Origin of the sequence: Chitinophaga sp. ARDCPP14 (genome assembly GCF_051362515.1) — a bacterium.
GTDB lineage: Bacteria > Bacteroidota > Bacteroidia > Chitinophagales > Chitinophagaceae > Chitinophaga.
Map to the genome: position 1 here is coordinate 555513 of NZ_JBKIXB010000003.1, position 22500 is coordinate 578012.

At 46.8% G+C, this 22500-nt stretch carries 22 protein-coding genes; 11 read left to right on the plus strand and 11 right to left on the minus strand.

Annotated elements, in window-relative coordinates; translation table 11 throughout:
* Positions 1–15: 15 nt before the first annotated feature.
* Positions 16–2904 (plus strand): polysaccharide lyase family 8 super-sandwich domain-containing protein, encoded by a 2889-nt coding sequence (locus ACLHR0_RS11340; RefSeq protein ID WP_436486618.1) that lies wholly within the window; start codon positions 16–18, stop codon positions 2902–2904.
* 7 nt (positions 2905–2911) lie between these two features.
* Here ACLHR0_RS11340 and ACLHR0_RS11345 read toward each other — a convergent pair whose 3' ends face one another.
* Together ACLHR0_RS11345 and ACLHR0_RS11350 are read right to left on the minus strand one after the other, a co-directional pair.
* Entirely contained in the window at positions 2912–3832 is a 921-nt protein-coding gene (locus ACLHR0_RS11345; RefSeq protein WP_436486620.1) for a hypothetical protein, read from the minus strand.
* A gap of 98 nt (positions 3833–3930) precedes the next feature.
* Complete coding sequence (locus ACLHR0_RS11350; RefSeq protein WP_436486621.1) at positions 3931–4263, minus strand: winged helix-turn-helix transcriptional regulator; 333 nt, start codon at positions 4261–4263, stop codon at positions 3931–3933.
* Positions 4264–4367: 104 nt separating this feature from the next.
* Between ACLHR0_RS11350 and ACLHR0_RS11355 the strand changes: the two genes are divergently transcribed.
* The 4 genes from ACLHR0_RS11355 to ACLHR0_RS11370 all read left to right on the plus strand — a co-directional run bounded on the left by ACLHR0_RS11355 (position 4368) and on the right by ACLHR0_RS11370 (position 7930).
* A complete protein-coding gene (locus ACLHR0_RS11355; RefSeq protein WP_436486623.1) occupies positions 4368–4796 on the plus strand; it encodes a DUF6194 family protein in 429 nt (142 codons plus the stop codon).
* Between the two features lie 70 nt (positions 4797–4866).
* Positions 4867–6246, plus strand: a complete 1380-nt coding sequence (locus ACLHR0_RS11360; RefSeq protein WP_436486625.1) for an eCIS core domain-containing protein — start codon at positions 4867–4869, stop codon at positions 6244–6246.
* Between the two features lie 42 nt (positions 6247–6288).
* Positions 6289–6759 carry a hypothetical protein gene (locus ACLHR0_RS11365; RefSeq protein WP_436486627.1) on the plus strand — a complete coding sequence of 157 codons (471 nt, stop codon included), beginning with the start codon at positions 6289–6291 and terminating at the stop codon, positions 6757–6759.
* A 139-nt stretch (positions 6760–6898) separates the two neighbouring features.
* Positions 6899–7930, plus strand: a complete 1032-nt coding sequence (locus ACLHR0_RS11370; RefSeq protein ID WP_436486629.1) for a right-handed parallel beta-helix repeat-containing protein — start codon at positions 6899–6901, stop codon at positions 7928–7930.
* Positions 7931–7972: 42 nt separating this feature from the next.
* On the opposite strand, the gene ACLHR0_RS11375 is transcribed toward ACLHR0_RS11370, so the two are convergent.
* Complete coding sequence (locus tag ACLHR0_RS11375; RefSeq protein WP_429048484.1) at positions 7973–8719, minus strand: LytR/AlgR family response regulator transcription factor; 747 nt, start codon at positions 8717–8719, stop codon at positions 7973–7975.
* A gap of 18 nt (positions 8720–8737) precedes the next feature.
* Entirely contained in the window at positions 8738–10651 is a 1914-nt protein-coding gene (locus ACLHR0_RS11380; RefSeq protein ID WP_436486631.1) for a tetratricopeptide repeat-containing sensor histidine kinase, read from the minus strand.
* Between the two features lie 256 nt (positions 10652–10907).
* Between ACLHR0_RS11380 and ACLHR0_RS11385 the strand changes: the two genes are divergently transcribed.
* Together ACLHR0_RS11385 and ACLHR0_RS11390 are read left to right on the plus strand one after the other, a co-directional pair.
* Positions 10908–11741 carry a helix-turn-helix domain-containing protein gene (locus ACLHR0_RS11385; protein ID WP_436486633.1) on the plus strand — a complete coding sequence of 278 codons (834 nt, stop codon included), beginning with the start codon at positions 10908–10910 and terminating at the stop codon, positions 11739–11741.
* A gap of 94 nt (positions 11742–11835) precedes the next feature.
* On the plus strand, positions 11836–13011 hold the full coding sequence (locus ACLHR0_RS11390; protein ID WP_436486635.1) for an MFS transporter: 1176 nt from the start codon (positions 11836–11838) through the stop codon (positions 13009–13011).
* A 36-nt stretch (positions 13012–13047) separates the two neighbouring features.
* On the opposite strand, the gene ACLHR0_RS11395 is transcribed toward ACLHR0_RS11390, so the two are convergent.
* The 7 genes from ACLHR0_RS11395 to ACLHR0_RS11425 form a co-directional block, all read right to left on the minus strand.
* The gene (locus ACLHR0_RS11395; protein ID WP_436486637.1) at positions 13048–14349 is read right to left on the minus strand and encodes an HlyD family secretion protein; all 1302 of its coding nucleotides are present in this window, start codon (positions 14347–14349) and stop codon (positions 13048–13050) included.
* Entirely contained in the window at positions 14339–16546 is a 2208-nt protein-coding gene (locus tag ACLHR0_RS11400; protein ID WP_436486639.1) for a peptidase domain-containing ABC transporter, read from the minus strand. The genes ACLHR0_RS11395 and ACLHR0_RS11400 overlap by 11 nt, the downstream gene beginning before the upstream one ends.
* Before the next feature lies 1 nt (position 16547).
* On the minus strand, positions 16548–17618 hold the full coding sequence (gene gwsS / locus ACLHR0_RS11405) for a grasp-with-spasm system SPASM domain peptide maturase (RefSeq protein ID WP_436486641.1): 1071 nt from the start codon (positions 17616–17618) through the stop codon (positions 16548–16550).
* Positions 17619–17620: 2 nt separating this feature from the next.
* Entirely contained in the window at positions 17621–17800 is a 180-nt protein-coding gene (locus tag ACLHR0_RS11410) for a hypothetical protein (RefSeq protein WP_436486642.1), read from the minus strand.
* Positions 17778–18752, minus strand: coding sequence for a grasp-with-spasm system ATP-grasp peptide maturase (gene gwsG, locus ACLHR0_RS11415; RefSeq protein WP_436486644.1), 975 nt, complete (start codon positions 18750–18752; stop codon positions 17778–17780). Before gwsG ends, ACLHR0_RS11410 begins: the two co-directional genes overlap by 23 nt.
* A 95-nt stretch (positions 18753–18847) precedes the next feature.
* Positions 18848–19027, minus strand: a complete 180-nt coding sequence (locus ACLHR0_RS11420; protein WP_370910629.1) for a hypothetical protein — start codon at positions 19025–19027, stop codon at positions 18848–18850.
* 33 nt (positions 19028–19060) lie between these two features.
* A complete protein-coding gene (locus tag ACLHR0_RS11425) occupies positions 19061–19237 on the minus strand; it encodes a hypothetical protein (RefSeq protein ID WP_370910628.1) in 177 nt (58 codons plus the stop codon).
* 179 nt (positions 19238–19416) lie between these two features.
* On the opposite strand from ACLHR0_RS11425, the gene ACLHR0_RS11430 reads away from it, so the two are divergent.
* The 4 genes from ACLHR0_RS11430 (at position 19417) to ACLHR0_RS11445 (ending at position 22437) form a co-directional block, all read left to right on the plus strand.
* Positions 19417–20295, plus strand: coding sequence for a helix-turn-helix domain-containing protein (locus ACLHR0_RS11430; RefSeq protein WP_436486647.1), 879 nt, complete (start codon positions 19417–19419; stop codon positions 20293–20295).
* A 64-nt stretch (positions 20296–20359) separates the two neighbouring features.
* Positions 20360–20917: a DapH/DapD/GlmU-related protein gene (locus ACLHR0_RS11435; RefSeq protein WP_436486649.1), complete on the plus strand. Its 558-nt coding sequence runs from the start codon at positions 20360–20362 to the stop codon at positions 20915–20917.
* Between the two features lie 60 nt (positions 20918–20977).
* Complete coding sequence (locus tag ACLHR0_RS11440; protein WP_436486651.1) at positions 20978–22039, plus strand: NAD(P)-dependent alcohol dehydrogenase; 1062 nt, start codon at positions 20978–20980, stop codon at positions 22037–22039.
* Positions 22039–22437 (plus strand): (R)-mandelonitrile lyase, encoded by a 399-nt coding sequence (locus ACLHR0_RS11445; protein ID WP_436486652.1) that lies wholly within the window; start codon positions 22039–22041, stop codon positions 22435–22437. The genes ACLHR0_RS11440 and ACLHR0_RS11445 overlap by 1 nt, the downstream gene beginning before the upstream one ends.
* Positions 22438–22500: the final 63 nt, after the last annotated feature.

A 22500-nucleotide genomic window follows, 5' to 3' on the forward strand; every position in this document is an offset into this window, starting at 1 on the left:
TACAAATCCACTGTTATGAAAATCAGCATGCTGCTTATCCTGGGCTTCCTGTGTAATATGTCCCATGCATGGGGCCAAACGGCGTACACCACTATTATGGACCGTATCCGTGCCGAACTGCTCTCGCAATCCGGCAGTACTTCCACGCTGGACAATAACGTAACCAGCACATTGGCCACGTTGCAAAGCAATGGCTCCTGGCCGGACGTCAACTATGCCTACAGCGCCACCACCTATACGGCGGACGTACACATCAACCGGGTAAAAACCTTCGCGCTGGCCTATACGAAATCAGCCAGTTCGTATTACAAAAGCACCACACTTTTCACAGCCATTGTAAACAGCCTTACTTACTGGAACACTACCGATCCGCAAAGCTGGAACTGGTACCATAACCATATCTCCAATCCGCAGCGCATCGGCGAAATCCTGATCCTTTTAGACACCGCGCAGCAAAGCCTGGGCAGTCTCCGCAATGCCCTGCTTACGCAAATGAGCCGCGGCAATCCTTCCGGTCAGGCCGGCGCCAACAAGCTGGATGAGGCTATACACTTTATATACCGGTCCTGCCTCACTGCCAACGACTCCCTGATGCAGTACAGCGTGGACCAGGCATTTTACTCCCTCGTACTCACCGCCAATGAGGGCATCCAGCATGATCTGTCATATCACCAGCATGGTCCGCAATTGTATTTCTTTGGTTATGGTTCCGTGTTCGTGAGCGGCGAAACCAATGTTGCCTATTATCTGCGTGGCACACCTTATGCGCTGTCAGGCTCCCGCTTATCGGTGTTCAGTAATTTTGTGCGGAACGGTTTCCTCAAAGCTATGCGGACCCGTTATATCGACTACGGCACCAACGGCCGCAGCATCAGCCGGGAAAATCAATTAGCCATTGGCGTTACCAACCACCTGGAAAAGCTCAAAGTGCTGGACACCGCTCATGCGACTGAATACAATGAGAACATCGCGCGGCTGAACGGCAGCCAGTCGCCGGGATACCTCCTGCCCTCCCTGCATACCCACTTCTGGCGTTCGGACTATACCGTACATCATCGTACCGGCTACCTTTTTGGGGTACATATGACCTCCACCCGCACCGCCAAACAGGAAAACGGTAATGGAGAAAACCTGAAGGGTTATTACCTGTCGGACGGGTCCACGCACATCGCCGCCAGCGGCAACGAGTATTATAATATTCCGGCGGTGTGGGACTGGAGCAGGATACCTGGTACCACCGTGCCGTACATTACCACTATTCCGCTGCGTACAGCCTGGGGCGTGAACTTTGGCACTACCGCATTCGCAGGTGGCGTGTCGGACTCGCTGTATGGTGTTTCCGCGCTTCAATTCTCCGATTACAATACGCAGGCACGTAAAGCCTGGTTCTTTTTCGACAACGAGGTTATTTGTTTGGGCGCCGGTATCAGCTCCACGGCCACACAGCCCATCAATACCACCGTGAACCAATGCCTGCTGAACGGCGCAGTATCTGCCAATGTAAACGGCTCCGTGAGCACTATTGCCAATGGCACTTACAGCTACAACAATACCCTGAAATGGATCACGCATAATGGCATTAGCTATTACTTCCCTTCCGGTGGCCAGTTGCAACTGAGCATGCAATCACAATCCGGTACCTGGAGAAGCATTAATAACGGTGGCAGCACCACTGTACAGAACATGAACGTGTTCCAGCTGTGGTTCAACCACGGCACTGCGCCGGCCAACGGCACTTATGCATATTATGTATTGCCGGGTCAAAATATGAGCACTTATGATACCACGGCCGTACGTATTGAGCAGAATACGGCGAACATGCAGGTAGTATATCACAGGGGATTAAATATCTGGCAGATGGTATTTTACCAGGCCGGTACCTTCCATAAGGATTCACTCACGGTTACCGTTGACCGTCCATGTGCGCTGATGCTGCGCAATGCAGGCACTCCCGACGTCACGTTGTCCGTTGCTGATCCGGCGCAATCCGCTTCGCCTGTTAATATCCAGTTGAACCTGCCGGGGATTCCACAAACACGGGAGCTGATTGCTACCCTGCCTTCAGGGCCTTATGCAGGCTCCTCTGCCACGTATCATGTGAACAGTCAAACGCCTGTTTATGGTGCATCCGTTATCACGGCTATTGCGGATGCCTATGTAAGAGGAGGTTCTGCTTACGGTAGTGTAAACTATGGCACCGAGTCGCTTGTGCTGAAGCAGGAGACCACCACAAGCTATACACGGGAAATATTTCTCCGCTTCAATGTGGGTGCATTACCCGCGGGTACCAGCCAGGTAAAACTGCGGATGTATGTGAGCTATGCAAACACCAGCGTCACCACTGTACCGTGGATTGTGCGATATGTAAGCAACGACAGCTGGACCGAATCAGGCATCACCTACAACAACATGCCTGCCGCGACCAGCGCTGTGGATACGATCATGGGACGCACTGCCGGCAATTATGCCGAATGGGATGTAACAGATATTGCGCTCTCCCAGCAATCTGCCGATGGCATGCTTACTTTAAAACTGGTATCCGGACTGGCAGGCGCCACCACCGATGCCACCTTTACTTCCCGCGAGAGCAGCGACAGCACCCGGCGGCCGGTACTCGTTTGCAGTACAGGCAGCACCCTGCGGAAAATGATGCCAGCGATGGAGCAGAAAACGGATGGCGTGAGCATCTATCCCAATCCGGCAAGTGCATTCATTTATGTAAATACCGCCGAACGTTGGCTGAGAGCGGAATTACATGATACCGCCGGCAAAGTGGTGAAAATGGAAAAACTGGATGGCCGTCAGCAGTTCGATATCCAGATGAGTGATATACAACCGGGGATGTATTTACTGGTGTTAAAAGCACCAGGTAAACAACTGGTAAAAAAGATAGTGAAGATGTAAGCTGATTTTAATACTGAGCTATTGCTGCACGCACCTGCTGCCGCAATAGCTCATATGTTTTTACAGTGGTTACTTTGTCCAGGAACAGTTGTACAATACCAGCAGTTCTGGTATTCCCGTATTGCTGTACAAAGGAGAGATATTCCTCTTTATTTTCCGGGATCAGTGAACGGAGATTACTTATATTTTCAAACGAAGGCGTATTGTCTGTGCCAAACAGGTAATCCTCACAATAGCCGTTATATTGTTCCCGGGCGGTTTCCACAAAGATGCTGTTTGGATAAGCGTCCAGGAACTTTTCCCAGTTGAGTGCGCGCTTTCCTATCATGCTGAAAGGAATCAGCAATCCCGCATCGGCGCTGTATAATACGGTATCTTCATCTGCCCGCAGTTGCAGGAAAGCATTGTAATCAGCGGGCAGGGAAGCTTTGAATAAACTTGTATAGAATGCAGGAACCGTGCGAAGATCGGTATACCCCTCGCCTATTTCCCAGGGTTCAATACCCGCGGTGGCCAGTAAATGAATGCGTTGTTGTACCTGCGCAGGCAGTACGATCATCCCTTTTGTTTCATCGTAGTAGTTTACATACTCATTCAGCCATGCCTGCTCATTGGCGGTAATACCAGCCAGTGCTGTATCCATATAATTCGCCAGGGAACTGTAAAGCCGGGCAGCTGTGGCCGCATTGATACCTGGCAATTGTTTTTCGATGGCTTGTTTCCTGTTGATGATACCGGAAACATATGCTTCTGTAGGCAACGCCGGAATGTCAACTTTTTTATGCGCCGGGGAATCTATTCTGACGGCACTAACAACAGGTTGCTTGCTTTGGGATTCTTTGCTGCCACCATTACAGGCGGCCAGCATTATCACATGCATACAAAAAACAGGTATCCGGATAGGGAGGTGCATAAACTTGTGCTTCATGGTATAAGTCGCCGGTTAATTACGAAGATGCAAGATAATTATTGCTGTTGCATTGACAAATTTTAATCAGGCACCAAATATGGCTTCCCTGGGGCTGGTTAAACCACATTTTTCATTGCCCATATTTGTATTTCCATCAACACCGGCTTCAGTGAAGTACCTTTTTCGGTCAGTGAATATTCCACTGTTGGCGGCATTGTTGCAAAGGCTTTCCGGTTAATGATCTTCCTGTTTTCAAGTTGCTTTAATTCTTTTACCAGCATTCTTGTATTGATGCCTGTCACACTTCTTTCGAGCTCCTTAAACCGCATTTTCCCCGCCATCAGGTTATTGATGATGGACATCGTCCACTTGCCCGAAATCAGGTCCATCGCTTCCTGGAAGGGACATGTTTCAGATTTATTTATCTTTTTTTCATCTTTCAAAGCCATACTATACCTGTTACTTTACTTTATGTTACTACCTGCCAGAATGGTAACTACTTGTAAATGTACTGGAACAGGACGAAATTTGCAACGAACACAAAACACCTGTTATGTCATTACAAGCCATCGAACAATATATAACGGAACAACTTCCCAACGTTACCAAACTTGATAGCTTTGGATACAAATTCTTCTTTTATGAAACGGACCAGGTGCTCCCGTTTGTAACCATTGCCGCATCCGATAATGAGCATGATAACAAGTCCAACCTGGATCGCAACGGTATTTTCCGGGTAAATATTGGTATCTCAAAAGATGCTTACAACAAACTGTTTTCAGGTACTGAATCCGGGTGGGATTATACGGCATTAAACCGCTTCATGCCTCATCCGGATTATGCCGCGCAGCACTACATCTGCATCCTGAATCCCGGAGAAGACCTGTTGCCTCAAACGATCCGGTTTATTGAGGAAGCCCATCTTATTGCAAAGAACCGGTTCGATAAAAAGCAATCGGCTAAAATGAGAAAGTCAGGGTAAGCCAACTACGAAGAAATTGCAATAATGACTGGTTTTTGCTATCTTCATATTACCAGGAAAAAATAACCTCATGATCAAACATGCTGAAGACCCTCACAGCGGAAAACGCCAGGCTGCCACACCTGTCACCCCCGCGGCTGTACATACTGCGGGCACAGGCCCACAGGCAGTGCAGCTACGTCCTTTTCAGCAACTGGCAGACAACAGCGACAAAATAACGCAGCAAAAGGCCCTGCAAACACTGGCAGACAACCGCCCACGGCCTGCGCAACTGAAGGCAGACACCTATCAATCTCCCATACAGAAAAAAGAAAACAAAACCGGCTTGCCGGATAATCTTAAAAGTGGAATAGAGAATATGTCCGGGCAAAGCATGGACGATGTCCGTGTACACTACAATTCCGCAGAACCCGCCCAACTGCAGGCCCTTGCCTATGCAAAGGGAAGTGACATCCACCTCGGCCCCGGACAGGAGAAACACCTGCCACATGAAGCATGGCATGTAGTGCAGCAAAAACAGGGACGGGTACAGGCTACCACACAATTAAAACAGGGTACACCTGTTAACGACGATAAAGGTCTGGAGCATGAGGCCGATATAATGGGTCAGAAGGCGCTGCAGCTGTACAACGCTTCGCCGGTGCGCCCGCTGGCTACTACCCAATTGAAGCAGGAAGTTGTACAGCGCATCAGTATTGATGTGAGCAAGCTGAATATGGTGGGTGAAGAACACGGAGAGTCGCAAAAGCGCCGGCAAACAGAAGTTGCGTACAGTAACCATTTATTCGGTCAGACTGGTCTTTATTGGCAGGAAGCTGCGTTCAAACCCATTGAAATACATCAAACACGCGGCGATGAAGCCGGGTTACGATTAAAATTCTTCTACCATCTCTATTCAAAAGATATCGTAAACGTAATAAAAACCACCAATGATGGGGATATGCCCTTCCTGATGGCCGTACGCGGTATCTGGAAAACGATGAATACCGTAAAAACCCTGTACGACGAGGAAGTGGAAACGCTGAGCGAAGATGAAGGACTCGCCCTCCATCAAATGATAACTAACCAGGTATGGACCGGCTGCCAGGCTAAAATGGACGGATTGGTAACGCCTCAAAACGCCAACAACCTCGAATACAGGAGAGACCTGGTGACTGATATCATAAACCTGAAAAAATACTGGGAAACCAAGCCTGCTATTTATGAACCCAGCAAGCAAGTTGCCAGGGCCGACCGTAATGATCACATGCATAACAGCGCCACCACAGCCGCCTTCCAGGGACGTAAAGGAATCTGGAAAGTTGGAGAAAACCACATTATCGGCATCTCACAAATGTTCCCCGCAGGAAGACACTACAACCTGGTACACCTGGCCGATTTTAATAACGATATTAATGCATATATTCAGAGCACTACCAGTACTACCAGCGTGACGAAAGAGAAAAAGTGATGCTTTGAATCACAGACATAATTACAATTATATATACTGTTTATGGAAAGGCAATGGAACCAGATTAACGAAGGTAAATTCGTGTTTTTAGTCAATGGCGAAGAAATTGGAACATATCAAAGAGGAGACGACTGGCTTAAAGAACCTACAACTTTCAATATCCGTCAAAATGAATATAGTATTGAGCATTCCTCCGGTCTTTTCAGCCGTAACAGCTTCAAAATAGTAGCGTCAGGCGAACCTGTTTTGAAGCTGAAAAGTATTCCGTTTTCATTAAACTTCAATTTCGAATATCAAAACCGGCAATTTAAACTTGTCTTTAATGATACGCCGCTTTGGCAATGGTCAATTATGGAAAAGGATCAATTAGTCCTTTCTTATAAAACAGACTTCACCAAAGGAACAACAGGATTATCTATTGTATCTCAAAAAGATGCTGATGACCATTACCTGTTTGATTTTTTATTGGGACATCTGATTTTAGGTAAAGGAAAGAAAGATGTTCAGGAGTAATTCCAAATGGTGTCAGCTAATGAATTATCCGCTTGAACGAACTTGCACAAACTTGATCCTGCCTTGAACAACCGCGCTAACGGGGAAATAGTACCTTTCATATGAACCAAGAACTTATATGAATCTAACTCCGGCGACCATGTACAAACTTATCATTACTTTATGTTTCCTATGCGTCATTCAGCTAAACGCATCAACAGGCCAAACAGTATTCGTTGACCCTGCAAAAGGAAGGGACAACGCAACAGGAACAATAGGAGATCCACTGGCAAGCCTTGACAAAGCAATTGCCCTGGCCAATAGTTTCACCGGAAAGGAGGCGGTTACCATCAAGCTTGCTCCCGGCCTGTATACTCTCACGCAACAGTTGGTGCTACAGTCTTCTAACCCAACAGATACGGGGAAATACACCATAGAGGCATCCATCTTGCCCGATGACACCGGTTGGCTGCCCTCCAAAATGCCGGTTATACAATCTGTTTCTCCCAACAATAAAAACTACGGGAGCTTTGATCATTGCATCGGCTTCCAGGTTGAACGCAATAACACCTGCTTCAGGGGATTGAAATTCCTGGGTAACACCCATCCTTCTGTTGTTTACTATTATGCAATCGAGCGCCACCGGCCTGAACTAAAAGACATGGAAATTTCGCAATGCTATTTTGTAGGCAGTAAGAATTCAGCGCCAATACAGGGCGCCATTTTCGCGCAAGGCAGTGGTATCAAAGTAAGCCATTGTGTATTTTATGAATGCAGGAACGCACTTTTGTTATTCTTATCTGTAACAGGGTTTTCCCTGACCAATTCTATTATATATGGGGCTTACGAAGGGGCCATATGGTTCGGAAAATATTCAGATTTTGTTTTCAGAGATAATATTATAGCAAATAATAATTGCTTCTGGATAAGTATGAAAGACTACAAAGCCCAATATACCTTCACCAACTCTTTAATTACAGGGAATGCTATTGAAATGGGTCTGAATAACAATGGTATCATCGAAAAAGATGAAGTGAATCACCCGGTTATGAAGAATATTCAGCGCTCAGGAAAAGTGCTGCTTACCGAAACAGATAAAGACACGATACCGGTAAACTATCTTAACCTATCTCCTGCCTCAGCAGGAAAAGACATTCCAGCCGGGATATTCAGGTTAATGAGAAATCGTTGAAAATGACAGATATCTTTTCCTACTCTTCAATATCCTCCCTGCCTAAGAAATATTCTCCAGATAATTAAGTACTTCCTCCTTCTTCCGGCTGGAAACTGGTACCTGTTCATTGTTTTGCATTTTTAAATATCCCTCCCTATAGTACTTTTCCACATAGTGGAAATTAACCAGGTAAGACTGGTGGCACCTCAGGAAGCCGGCGGGCAACAGTAAACCCTCATAGTCCTTCAGGCCCTTCGACACAAGGATTTCGCGCTTGTTCTTCAGGTAGAAGGTCGTATATCCCTTGTCGCTCTTGCAGTACATAATATCTTCTATCGAAACAATTTCTATATATTCAATGCTTTTCAATGCAAGCCGCCTGGGCACTGTTCCGCCCTGTGCCAAATAATGCTGCCGGGCTATTTCCAGCTGCTGCTGGTCAATAAGTTCCTGCTTCCGCTGGTGGAAACATTTTTTCAGCATTTCCGTTAAAGCGGCTTCGTCTATCGGTTTCAACAGGTATCCGAAAGCACCCATATTGAGCGCCTGTATGGCATACTGATCATAAGCCGTAAGAAAAATAACCTGGAAACCTTCATTCCCTATTTCATGAAATAGCCGGAAGCTGTCGCCGTCTTTCAGCCGGATATCAGCTAAAATAATGTCTGGTTTCAAGGCGGGTATTTCCCTCACCGCCTGGGCCACCTCGGGTGAATTCCCTATGACCTCTACAAAGGGAATGCCTTGAACGACCTGTAAAAGGTGCTTCAATATGAGCGCTTCATCTTCAAGAATATAAAGCTTCATGTATGATTATTTTCTGGTTTAGTCTTTAATTTCCGGTATTACAATACGCACGGTAACACCATGTGTTCCGTTATTGTCTTTATTTTCAATATTGAAGTTCGCTTCCTGTCCGTTGGATTTGAAAAGCGCCTCCAGTCTTTCTTTAAGGATAATTCCGGCAAGGGACCTTTTCTTTTGCGGATTCTCCTCCTTACTGGTAAGGCCTTTGCCGTTATCATCCACCAGGATGATAACCTGGTTGTTTTCCGCGCTGAATGATACCCTGAGCATGCCTTTGTATTGAATATTCCTGAACCCGTGCTCTATGGCGTTTTCAACAAATGGTTGCACTAACATAGGAGGAATCAGTATATCTTCAGGATAAAGATCCGCTGCTACCGTTACCTGGTAATCGAAGATCCCTGCGAAACGCATCTGCTGCAGCTGAAGATAATTTTTCAGCGAGGTGACTTCTTCTTCCAGGTTGATAAAATCCCTCCTGCTTTGTTCCAGCACACTGCGCAACAGCCCTGAAAATGCTGAGAGGTAACGGACAGATTCTTTTGTATCGCCGGAAGCGACCAGGCTTTGCAGGTTGGCGATGGAGTTAAAAATAAAATGCGGGTTTAGCTGTGCCTGTAGTAATTTTTGCTCGATGTTCAGGCGGCTGTTCTCTAATTGGAGCATTTTATTTTTTTCTTTCAACCGGTATTGCCGGTGTATAATGTAGAAGAATAAAAGTATGCCAATGAACACCAGCGATGCCAATGCCAGCGTCCATCTCTGCTGGCGGATCACCTTTTCATTCAACGCATTCCGGCTGCTTAGCTCAGCGATATTCCGGTCCTTTTTCTCTGCTTCATATTTTGTCTGTATCTCCGCTACTTTAACTGCTTCTATCTGTTTAATATGATCTATTTCTACGGAAAAGGCGTAATCCGCTGTCTCCATGGCTGCTGCGTAGTCGCCTTTCTTTTTATACGCCTCAATAAGTCCCTTGTAATAATTGGGATCTTCTTTCCCATTTTCCCTCTTTTTGGCAAGGGCAATAGCCTCTTTATAGTAGTGGATCGCCGAATCCAGCTGGTTATTACGGATAAAACTGGTAGCTAAATTATTATACGCATATGCCTGCAGGTTATTGGTTTTCTTTAAATAATTAAAGAAGATCCTGCTACATTCAAGGCCCTTTTCAGATTGCCCCTGGCGGGCATATACCTGTGATAGGTTATCGTAAGACCGTGCAATTGCCATGCTGTCGCCGATGCTTTTCGCAAGGTCACGCGCCTGTACATTATACAGCAGCATTTTATCATAATCATCCCCCCTGGAGGCCAGCATGAAAGAAATATCATAATACCGTTGCCGGATTACGGGATGGGATTTGTAAGGATGGCTTTTATAATAGCGTTCGGTATATTCCAGTGATTCTTTTTCGTTGTGGTTCTGGTAATAAGCTTTGGCCATCAGGTCGTAAAAGCGATAGGTCAGCCTGCTATGGGCGCCTTCCGCTTTTTTCATGGCGGCCAGTATGTCGTTCATTAAAGCCCCTTCCACCATAGTGCCGTTGGCGGTGCTGTTGTCCAGGAGGCTGTAGGTTTTCAGCAGCTCCACTTCCACATCGCCCTTTGGTCCGGCCATCTTCTTGTACTCGGCTATTGCGCTGTCACGTTGTCTTTCCAGGTTATAATATCTTCCCCTGAAATAATGATAAAACGGGTTCACATTGCTGTCAGCGGTGTGCCGCAGCAGGCTGTCTTCCCGGTAAGTCGCGCTTTTCATTCCGGCAGATGATAATGTATCCAGGGAGATGATCAGGGACAGGTAATCTTTCCGGGGCGCTGCAGGAAGGGCATTTCCCTGATCCTTCCCCGGCTTTTCTTTATCCTTGCACGAGGCAATAAAAAGCAGGGTCAAAACCGAAATAACCGCAAAGGCGGCTCTTGCATTCATCAATGATGTAAATTTAGCTGCACAAAAAAACATAAATATAAACGGTTCTTCTTTTTCTTCCCCGGTTTTATAATGATTATTCTCTAAATATATAATTTAAAACGTTCAATAACCGGCCTGGTAAATATCCAGTAGCTTTCATCCCATATCCGTAGCGCCTGATCCAATATTTGCACCTGCTTCCTTTTCAGATAAGGGATAAGATATTTTCTATTATCTGTATTTTTACCGGAAGAAAACTTAGCATCAAACCATAATGGCCAGGAACGCAATTTTATTACACCAGGAGCAACTAGCGCCGGCAGGCGTTGAAATAGAGCTGATGAAAAGTTTGGACCAGACCGTGCAAATCCCGCATAGGGACGACCATTATATGTTCATCATTCAACTGAAGGGACGCTTTTTATGGGAGCTGGATTTTACGGAAGTCATCATGAAAGGACCCTCCATAAGCTTTGTTGCCCCCGGTCAGGTGCATAGATATATCAGCTATAAAAACTGCGAGGGCTGGTTAGTATTTGTGGACAACGGGCAAATATCCACACAGATCCGGGGAATATTCGACACTTATCTTAATGCCCGTCAGTCGGTGGCGGTTCGAAAGGAGGATGCGGTTTTTAAAATAATGCCTTTGTTTGAAGATCTCCTTCATCAGCCATCATTACCACTTCAAAAAAACTTAATAAGCTCCCTGACAGCAACGCTGGCGGGAATGATCGCTTCAAAAATAATACAGTCACAAAATGCCCTGAGCCTGGTTGGCGGGCAAAAGTACAATACCGTTCTCCGTTTCAAACAATTGGTCAATACAAAATGTAAAGAACTAAAACAGGTGAAGGCCTACGCGTCATTGCTCAACATCACTCCCCTTTACCTGAACGAAATTGTAAAAGAAGTCACCGGATTCGCCGCCAGTCATTGGATTCACCAGGAAATCCTGCTGGAAGCCAAGCGTTTGCTGTTCTATTCCTCTTTAGATATAAAACAGGTCGCTTACGAATTAGGGTATGAAGACCATGCATATTTCTCCCGCTTTTTTAAGAAGAACACGGGAATGACCGCCACCGGGTTCCGGATCAAAAACCATTAATTGTCCAATCATAGCCATTAGATGGCTACCAGCCGTTGCTTCGATGCCGTTTAATTTTGTATCCGTAAAATTTAAATTAATAATACGATACAAAATGACAGAGAAAAAACCAATAGCTACCCTGATAACCCCTATTATCATATCAGTATTCGCTATTTATCTTACCATCGGAATGACTTTGGGAATACTTCCCGGTTTTGTAAAAAACGATTTAAAATTCAGTAACCTGGTTGTTGGCCTGGTCATAGGATTGCAATCACTGGCTACCTTGCTGACAAGGGCATATTCAGGGAAAACCACGGATACAAAAGGCGCAAAAACGAGCACCCATAGCGGTATATTGCTTGTAATGTTCTCCGGTGTTTTATATAGCATAGCTGCAGCCAGCAGCCGGAACGCCGCATTGGCATTAGGACTTTTAATGGTATCGCGGATTGTTCACGGCATATCAGAAAGCATGTCGGTGACGGGCGCATTAACCTGGGGAATAGGTTTGGTGGGCCTGGAAAGGTCCGGTAAGGTAATGACCTGGAATGGTATTGCCATGTACGCCGGCATTGCTATAGGTGCGCCGGTGGCCATCTGGATGCAAAGGTCCTTTGGAACAGGGTATGTTTTTGCCGTCATCATATTGCTGCCGGTTGTTGCCTGGCTCCCCACCATCAAGCTGCCGGCTTTACCTGTAGATGCCTCACATATCAGGACACCTTTCTACAAAGTAATAAACCTGATTGGCAAACAGGGTTTGGGATTGGCATTTTCATCCATAGGATTCGCCTGCATTTCTTCCTTCATTTCCTTGCTGTTCACTGAAAAACATTGGGGCGATCCCTCTATGGCTTTCATGGCCTTCGGGGCGTGCTATGTACTTACCCGGGTATTTTTTTCTTCCTTCCCTGATAAGTATGGCGGATATAAAGTTGCGCTGGTTTCTTTAATGGTGCAGGCCACAGGACAGCTTTTGATTGGATTTGCCTCGTCAAAAGTGATGGCAATAGCGGGATGCAGCCTGACCGGCATTGGCTTTTCCCTGATATTTCCTGCATTAGGTGTGCTGGTGATCAAAAAGGTAGCACCGCAAATACGGGGAACAGCATTAGGTGCTTATGCCGCATTCTTTGATCTTTCTTTGGGACTGTCGGGCCCTATTGCCGGTATCATTGCAGGTTGGTATGATTATAAAACCGTTTACCTGTTTGGTGCGTTCAGTTGCCTGCTGGCCATTTTCATATTGTTCTTTAACAGGAATAATGCGCCCAGACAGGTATAGCACAGTTATACGCCCCCATCAAGGGGCGTGTAACTTTTATTCAAACCGCAGCAGCTTTCTCATCTGGTAAAAGAATCTTTCTATCAGCCGCAGGTCCTGCGTAACTATTTCGGCGTTGCCTTTTAATTCTTTATCAAAGGGAAGGGTTTTATGGAAAGATGTTTGAAGCCCTTTCGGCAAAATGACATTCACATAATAATTGCCATCTTTATCCGGTGCATTGGCGATATTTTTCACCCGGCCTTCCACCATACCAAATTCCTGGTAAGGATAGTTGTCCAGTTTCAGCAGCACTTTCTGTCCCACCTTTACCTTGCCTGAATTGGTGGCTGGCACCCGTAATCCGCCGATGAGCATATCTTTATCATCCGGCATCACGGACAACAGGATGTCTCCTGTTTTCACAAACTGGTTCTTTCCCAGGAACTGCTGGAAGCCCACTACACCGGCCACTGAAGAGGTAAGCAGGTAGTTCTGTTCCCAGGCGTTGAGTGATTTTCTCAGTTGCTCAAATAGTTGTCCGGTCTGCGCTGTTAAATTGATCTTATCTTTTTGTGCATTGATGGTTGCCCCGCTCCGTGTCCTTTCAATACCCAGTATACCTTCCTGCAGCTGGGATATCGCAAGGCTGATGTTTTCCAGGCTCTGTTCTGCCTGCAGAAATTTCATTTTTTCCAGGTTCATTTCTGATGCAGAAACAACCCTTTCTTTAAACAGTTCCTGGTACCGGTCGAATTCCCTTTTAGACAGCTCATACTTCGTTTGCTCCAGACTTTTTTGCTGCTGCAGCGTACGTATCCTGCTCCGTGATTCCGCCAGGCTCTTGTTGGCTGCTGCATAATCCGGGGAATAAGGCTGCAAAGTGGTATAAAGTTGTGCGTCGGTCAACGCGCGGGCAAAGGCATTGTAGTCCGCCTGGATCTCTCCCAGTTTGAACCCCGCTACTTCACCAAGTGGGAAGTGCTCCACTCCCGCGTTACCCAGCGAATCAACAATAGCCCTCAACCGGATCACGTCGCGGTAGTCGGCAGTGGATTGCAGCACCATCAGTATCTGCCCACGGGAAACCGGCTGATGGTCGGTTACAAATATTTCCTCTACTTTGGTATTGATCCTGGCTTCCAGCTTCTCCGGCGGATTCCGGGAGGAAATGATGACGGCAGAAGGAACAAATTCCGGGTACTTTATCACGCAGCTCATCGCTAAAATGAGCAGCAGTATAAAAAATATGGTGGTATTCCCCCAGCGGACCATCCAATGCGGTGGCTGTGTAAGAATGTCCTGCACCCCTTCTGAGTGCAGTTGAATAGTGTCTAAGATATCTTTTCTAGTTTCCAAGTTCCAGTTGATTTTTTACGAGCCGGTAATACTCTTTCCTGAGCGATACCAGTTCATCATGACTTCCTTCTTCCACTACTTTTCCTTTATCCAGTACAATGATCTTATCGGCATTTTTCACGGTCGACAACCGGTGCGCAATGATCACCGCCGTTTTTCCTTTTAAGAACTGTTCCAGGTTGCCCATGATCGCTTTTTCTGTATTGGCATCCAGCGCACTGGTGGCCTCATCAAAAAATATATATTCCGGCGATTTGTATACAGCCCTGGCTATAAAGAGCCGCTGCTTCTGCCCGCCGCTGATGCCAATGCCTTCATTACCGATCTTCGAATTATAACTTAATGGCAGGCTTTCCACAAAATCGCGGATACATGCCACATCCACGGCCTTGCGGAGCTGTTGCCGGTTTATATCATCTATCCCTATGGCAATATTTTTTGCGATGGTATCATTGAATACGTACCCTTCCTGCATGACCACGCCACATTGATCGCGCCAGTACCGCGCAGAAATATTCTGCAACTGTACATTCCCGATTTTAATTTCACCCTCGCCCGGCTCGTAGAACTTCATCAGCAGTTTCAGCAGGGTGGTCTTACCGCTGCCGCTGGCGCCTACAATGGCAGTGGTTTTGCGGTATGGTATACGCAGGCTCAAGTGCTCGAACACCGGCGCACCGGCACCTACATACCGGAAAGACACATTATTCAATGCAATATCCTGCTCCGGTATTTCTATCATCGTTTGTACATCAGTACGTTCTTCATCCTCCTTATCGTGGATCTCTCCCAGCCTTTCCAACGATATTTTTGCGTCCTGCATTTGTTTGACAAAGTCCATCAGCTGCATCAGCGGGCCATTCAGCTGGCCAATGATGTATTGCACCGCCAGCATCATTCCCAGGGTAAGGTTACCATCGAGTACCAGTTTTGCCGCAAGAAAACTGACAAAGATGTCTTTCATCTGGTTGATAAAATTGGAGCCCACCGTTTGCCATTGTTCCAGCGACAATGACCTGATCTGGATCTTAAACAGTTTCACCTGCATAAATTCCCAGCCCCAGCGCATCTGCCGCTCTGCATTATGCATCTTGATTTCCTGCATGCCATTCACCAGTTCAATCACTTTACTCTGCTCCTGTGATACCTGCGAGAAACGTTTATAGTCCAGCTCCTTTCTCTTCCTGAGAAAAAAAGATATCCATCCTACTGATAAGATAGCGCCCAACAGGTAGATCAGGAATAAGCGGTAATCATACAGCAACAGCACCACGCTGAAAATAACCAGGTTCACCAACGAGAACAAGGTATTTAGCGAAGAATTGGTCAACAGTTGTTCTATCCGGTGGTGATCATTGATACGCTGCATAATATCGCCGGTCATACGGGTATCAAAATAGCTGATAGGCAGTTTCATCAGTTTTATGAAGAAGTCGGACACAATGGAAATATTAATCCGGCTGGAGAGATGTAACAAAATCCAACCCCGGATTACTTCTATTCCCATTCTCCCGATAAACAACATCACCTGTGCCAGTAATACCAGGTAAATAAAGTTCAGGTCGTGGTTCTGGATGCCTATGTCTACAATGCTTTGCGTCAGAAAGGGGAAGATAAGCGACAGCAGGCTGCCCGCAAAGAGACCTATTGCCAGCTGGGCGATCAGCTTTTTGTACCTGAAGAAATAACCGAAGAGGAAAGAGAAATCCTTCCTGCTCCGCGGTGTTGCTGCATCTGCTTCATAAAATGCAGGACCCGGATCCAGCAGCAGGACGATCCCCTCCTCGTCGCGCTCCTGCTTCCCTTTTCCTATCCAGCCATCTATAAACTCCTGTTGCGTATATTTTATCAATCCATAAGCAGGATCGGAAACATACACGAATGTATCCGGTCCTGACTTTTTTATTTTGTAAACAACAATAAAGTGTTGCTGTCCCCAATGACAAATACAGGGCAGTGGCGCCTCTTCCAACAGCGTAATAAAATCTATCTTTACCGCCAGGGACTTAAAACCCAGCCCCTCCGCTGCGGCAGACAATCCCAGCAAAGAACTCCCCTCCCGCGTGGTTTCCGCCAGCGACCGGATAGTCTGAATATCGGTCAGCCGGCCGTAATGCTTGCTGATGATCTTTATACAGGTAGGACCGCAATCCTTCCTGTCCGGCTGCATATAAAAAGGGAATGCTTTCAGTTTCATATTAGTTTATTGTCTCTCCCAGCCCGTACCAGGCAATGGCAGCATGCTTCAACGGATTCTCCGTCCAGTCCTCCCAGGTGTTGCTGTACGGATCGTACCCGCATTTAAGCGGCCTGGAATAAATATCCTGTGGATCTTCCACGTAAGCCCGGCAATCGGTGCATACATGTCTGAACTCACAATCTTTACAAACCGCTATTTCATCTTTACGGATTTTTCCATACCGGTGAAATGCCTGATTGTCCAATACTTCCTGCAGCGGTGTGTTTGTTATATGTCCGAAGTTATCCGGCAGTGAAGGACAATTCCTGATATATCCGTTCAGATCTATACTCAGTTTTCTGTTCAGGCAGGTATTGTGATGCTGGCTCTCGGTGAACAGTTCCATGTTTGAAACGAAGTAGCTGGAGCGGATTTCGCCGCAGGCCAGGCAGGAATTGATATGACTGCTGAAGAAAATTACGGGCACCGAACCTTCGAATATTTTCTCCGGCTTATCAACCGGTGCTGAATGAATCAGCAGCGACTTCACGCGCGGATATTTTTTTACCAGTTTATCCAGCGTTGGCAGGTCCAGCGTATCGTCATACGGCAGCACCAGTTTGATGAACTTTAGCGTTGTGCCGTTGAACACTTCCAGTAATTCGCGGATCTTATCCAACGCTATTTTCCCGTAACACCTGATCTCCAGTGCCTGTACATGCAGGTCGAACAGCTCGCGGAAAAAAGGGCCGGAATAATCGATAGCTTCATTATACTCAATAATTACGTTGGTGATTGCTGAGTACCTGTCCCAGCTGAGATCCAGCGGTATCAGTTCCGGTAGCAGCCGGTCGTCCGTAAATCCCAGTTCTTTGCTCAGCACAAAATTAATGTAACCCATAATGGTTTTACGATTATCTTCCCCGTAATGGGCCATGCACTCGTCGATGGAATGCTGTTGCAGGAAGAGGAACACATCGGCGGTATCGTTCGGGATATGGTAAAACCTGCGCATTTGCAGATCGCAGAGCAGCGACATACGGGCTCCCTTCACGAGCCGGCAGTTTGCGTATAGATTTAAATATTCCATTATCAGAATTTGGAGATCACTTTATAAAAATTGAAAAGCTCAAATCCTCCGGAATTTATTTTCGGGGCCTTTTCAAATTTGAGGATGGTATAGGTTTGCTGCTGGTTATCCTGGTCCAGGAAATACAGCGACAGCGGCAATCCCTTCTTCTCTTTCAGTTTACTGGTGAATTTCTTTTTCATGAGCGCTATTTTTATGCAGCAACAATGCTAACTTCTTTTCCAGGTAATAGTTGCAAGGGTAAGACACCATGCCGAACTGGCCCTCGGGGTTAATTTCGAGGAAGTGGTAGTTTCCCTGCATATCTACCATCAGGTCAATAGAACCTGTGCGGAAGCGCAGTGCTTTCATCAGCTGCTCCAGCTTAAGTTCCAGATCTGCTGGTAGTTTATAGGGCACTGTCCTGTTTGGCCGCTGGTTATCGTAGTTGCGGAAATCATCTTTTGTTTTCCGGTTGTTTTGCGAAAAAATAGCCATCGAATGGCACTCGCCATCCAGGTAAAACGTGCGTATCTCAAACTTCTTGATAATCTTCTCCTGTACCAGCGAGGGAAAAAATTTCTCTGGTACCAGGTGAAGATTGGCTTTGTTGATGGTTTTGGTGAGCATCTTGTACTTTTCGCCATCAGCGTCTTCTACAAAAATACATTCGCTGACAGGCTTTACGATTAGCTCGTTGCACTTATCCAGCAAATGTATAATTGCAGCTTTGGTGGTCACCACTTCCGTAAAAGGGATGTTAATCCCGCATTGACGGGCAAGGCTCAATACGTGCAGTTTATTCAGGTTATCTTCGGAGATGGGGTCATTGAGCCACTTATGGCGGTCAATGGTAAAAAACAAGAGGGAATGAAGGCCGTTGAATTCATCTACCAGGAATCGTTTAAGGGTGTACTCCGTATTAAAGTCTGCTTGTTTAAGACGGTATTTTACAGGAAAGCTGCTGATCTTTCTCCGGTACCAGACAGCAGCCATTTCATTGTTGCCTGGCAGATCATCCAGGTTTTGAATATCGAAGAAGTCCTCCCCATTAACCCGCAGGTAGGGTATCCGCAAATGGTCCATCCACTGGCAAACATGATCCGTGGTGCCTTCCAGGTGCGATTGACTTAATATAAGGATCTGTTGAGACATGGTGTACAGTTGATTACTGGTAGTAAGAACTGCCGGCAATCACCGGCAGTTCTGTAGTTTCCGGACATAACAATGGCGGAAGGAGATGTTTATTACTAGTCGCGTTTGTGGTCGCAGATGTAAACATCCGGTCCTGAATAATGGGTAGGCGAGTGAATGGTGGTACCTGCGCCATCGCCGGAATCAGCCAGCTCGCTCACGAGGGCTAGTTTTCCGCCCTTAATCGTTTCCAGGGATTCAATTTTCTTTGCATTCAGTTTTTTCAACTTTTCCATAGTTTTTAATTTTTAGAGGTTTTACGTTTGGGGTTACTTGTTAGGATCATTCCGGGTATCAGTTACATAGTGCTGACCGTTCCACGAAGCATGGTTTTCCGTGGTTCTTTCCTGGTCTTCGAGGAAGAATTCAAGGGCGAGTGCTCTGCCGCCTTTCACCGTTTCCGGAGATGCTACCTTTTTGGTAACCAATTTTTCTAACTGTTTCATGTTATTAGATTTTAAATCTGCCTTAAAATTAGGCGGCAGGAGCAATTCCGCGGAGAGGCAAGGCATATTTGACTGGTTACGATCCATATTCGTAGTACTTGGGGAAATAATTGCAGCATTGGCCAGGCAGATACCGGATTCAAGTTGGCACCCTGTCTTGATTTTCTTAATTTTGTAAGATGAAAAAAGGCCAGGCACGTTCGGTATCCGCATTCAATAACGATCTCAAACTAAAAGGCTTTAATGCCTTCCAGATTGAGGATGATAGTCAGGCTACCCGCTTTTACAGCCGGAAGGACTTTTATAAGATTTGCCTGACCACGGGCAAAAGCATTATTCATTATGCCGACCGGAGCTTCCATGCGGAAGGTACGGTGCTGTTCTTTGGCAACCCGCACATTCCCTATTCCTGGGAAACCCTGTCGACCACCTACGTAGGCTATACCTGTTTATTTTCAGAAGAATTCCTGAATGTTTCAGAACGCGCGGATATCCTGCAGCAGTCGCCATTTTTCAAGATAGGTGGCACCCCTATCCTGACCATCACCGACGCGCAGCGGATTTTTCTCAATACCATTTTCCAGAAGATGATCGAGGAACAGCAGAGCAGTTATATCTTTAAAGATGACCTGATCCGCAATTATATCAACCTGATCGCGCATGAAGCCATGAAAATGCAGCCTTCTGAAAACTTTGATCAGCATAAGAACGCCGCCAACCGGATCACCGCTGTTTTCCTTGAGTTATTGGAACGACAGTTCCCCATTGAAAGCCCGGATAAGCCGCTTCAATTGAAAACGGCACAGGACTATGCGCAAAATCTCGCCCTGCACATTAATTACCTTAACCGCGCGGTAAAAACAGTGACTGGTAAGCCCACCACTGCACATATTGCTGAACGGATCATCAGCGAGGCGAAGGCGCTGCTACAGCATACCGACTGGAACATTGCTGATATTGCCTATGCATTGGGCTTCGAATATCCCAGCTATTTTAATAATTACTTTAAAAGGATGACCGGTACCAACCCAACCTCATTGCGCAGCCTGGAAGTTTGAAATTCTTAACTATTGGTTTGATAGTCATAAACAGCAAAGGGACGGCCCATCCTACCTTTGCGTGATGAAAGATATTTTCGAGAGACTACAAGCCGGGGAGCCCGTCGCGCTGGATGACCCGGAATTTTTCAAAGTGGATGCAGTGGTTAACCGAACACTGGCCCTGTCGCCGGCACTCAATGCTGCTGCCAGCGTAGAGGAGATAAGAGCAAAACTCAGCGAAATTATTGGTACTGCGCTGGATGAAAGCACCGCCATATTCGCACCCTTCTATACCAACTTCGGCCGTTTTATCAAAATTGGCAAAAATGTGTTTATAAATCATGCCTGTTCTTTCCTGGATATGGGCGGCATTACCCTGGAAGACCATGTACTCATCGGGCCAAAAGTGAATCTCATTACGGAAAATCACCCGCTCAACCCGGCAGACCGCCGGAGCATGTTGTGTAAACCCATTTTAATAAAAAAGAACGCCTGGATCGGCGCGGGCGCCACCATTCTGCCCGGTGTTACCATCGGTGAAAACGCAGTGGTGGCAGCAGGCGCGGTAGTCAGCAGGGATGTTCCTGACAACACGGTGGCAGGCGGGGTGCCGGCCAGGTTGATCAAAACAATTTCCTAATAAGGCATGTCCGCCTTCTTTACTAAAATCTGAAGCAGTCATTAATTTCAAATAAAAATTATGCGTACCACATCAGTAAAAGCATATGGCACACCGGCAGCGGAAGCGCCTTTGAACATGCTTGACATCAGGCGAAGAACAACGACTCCGCACGACGTGGAGATCGATATTCTTTATTGCGGGGTTTGCCACTCCGATCTGCACACGGCGCGTAATGAATGGCATTTCACCGTGTATCCTTGTGTTCCGGGTCATGAGATCGTAGGCAGGATTGTTCGTGTAGGCGATCATGTGACCAAATTCAAGGTCGGAGATGTAGTGGGTGTAGGTTGCCTGGTTGACTCCTGCCGGGAATGCCAGTACTGCCGGGAAGGCCTGGAACAGTTCTGTGAGCCGGGCCCCACCCAAACCTATAATTCGCCCGATAAATATCTGGATACGCCTACTTTTGGCGGTTACTCAGAAAGTGTTGTGGTAGATGAGAACTATGTATTGCGCATACCAGAAAACCTTGACCTGGCCGCAACAGCGCCATTACTATGCGCCGGCATCACCACCTATTCTCCCCTGCGTCACTGGAACATAGGCCCCGGAAAAAAAGTGGGTATTGTGGGTATCGGCGGCCTGGGTCATATGGGCATAAAGATAGCCAAAGCCATGGGCGCACATGTGGTAGCCTTTACCACTTCCGCATCAAAGTTCGCAGAAGCCCAACGGTTGGGCGCCGACGAGGTGGTGCTGTCCAAAGATGAAGAGCAGATGGCCGCCTACAGGGGCAAACTGCACTTTATCCTGGACGCCGTATCTGCGGAGCATGATATCAATGCTTACCTGAACCTGCTGCGGGTAGACGGTTCGCTGGCATTAGTAGGCGCCCCTGAGCATCCGCTGCCGGTTGCCGCCTTCAGTGTGATCATGGGCCGCAAAAGTTTTTCCGGTTCAATGATCGGCGGCATTGCTGAAACGCAGGAAATGTTGGATTTTTGTGGAGCACATAATATTACCGCGGATATTGAAATGATCAATATCCAGCAAATCAACGAAGCCTATGAACGTTTGCTGAAAGGTGATGTGAAATACCGCTTTGTGATCGACATGAACTCTTTGAAAAATGCCTCGTAATGGAAATAACAAGAATAGCGTCCAAGCCCTCTGCCAAAGGACCAGCCGACTGGTTCACCGGGGCTGTACGCATTGATCCTTTATTTGACGCGAACAATGCCCGCCGGGCCGCCGCGGCCACAGTCACTTTTGAGCCGGGTGCAAGAACGGCCTGGCATACGCACCCCCTGGGTCAGACCATCATCATTACAGCCGGCCTTGGCTGGGTGCAACGTGAAGGCGGCCCTGTGGAAGAAGTACGCCCGGGTGATGTAGTATGGTTTGAACCTGGCGAGAAACACTGGCATGGTGCTTCGGCTTCCAACGGTATGACCCATATAGCCATACAGGAAACCCTGGACGGCAAAGTGGTAGATTGGCTGGAACATGTAACGGACGGGGAATATAAGCGACCCTGATTTCCGTTAGCTAACATACCATAAGGGCGCCCTTATGGTATGTTAACTAACGTTACCGGCTAT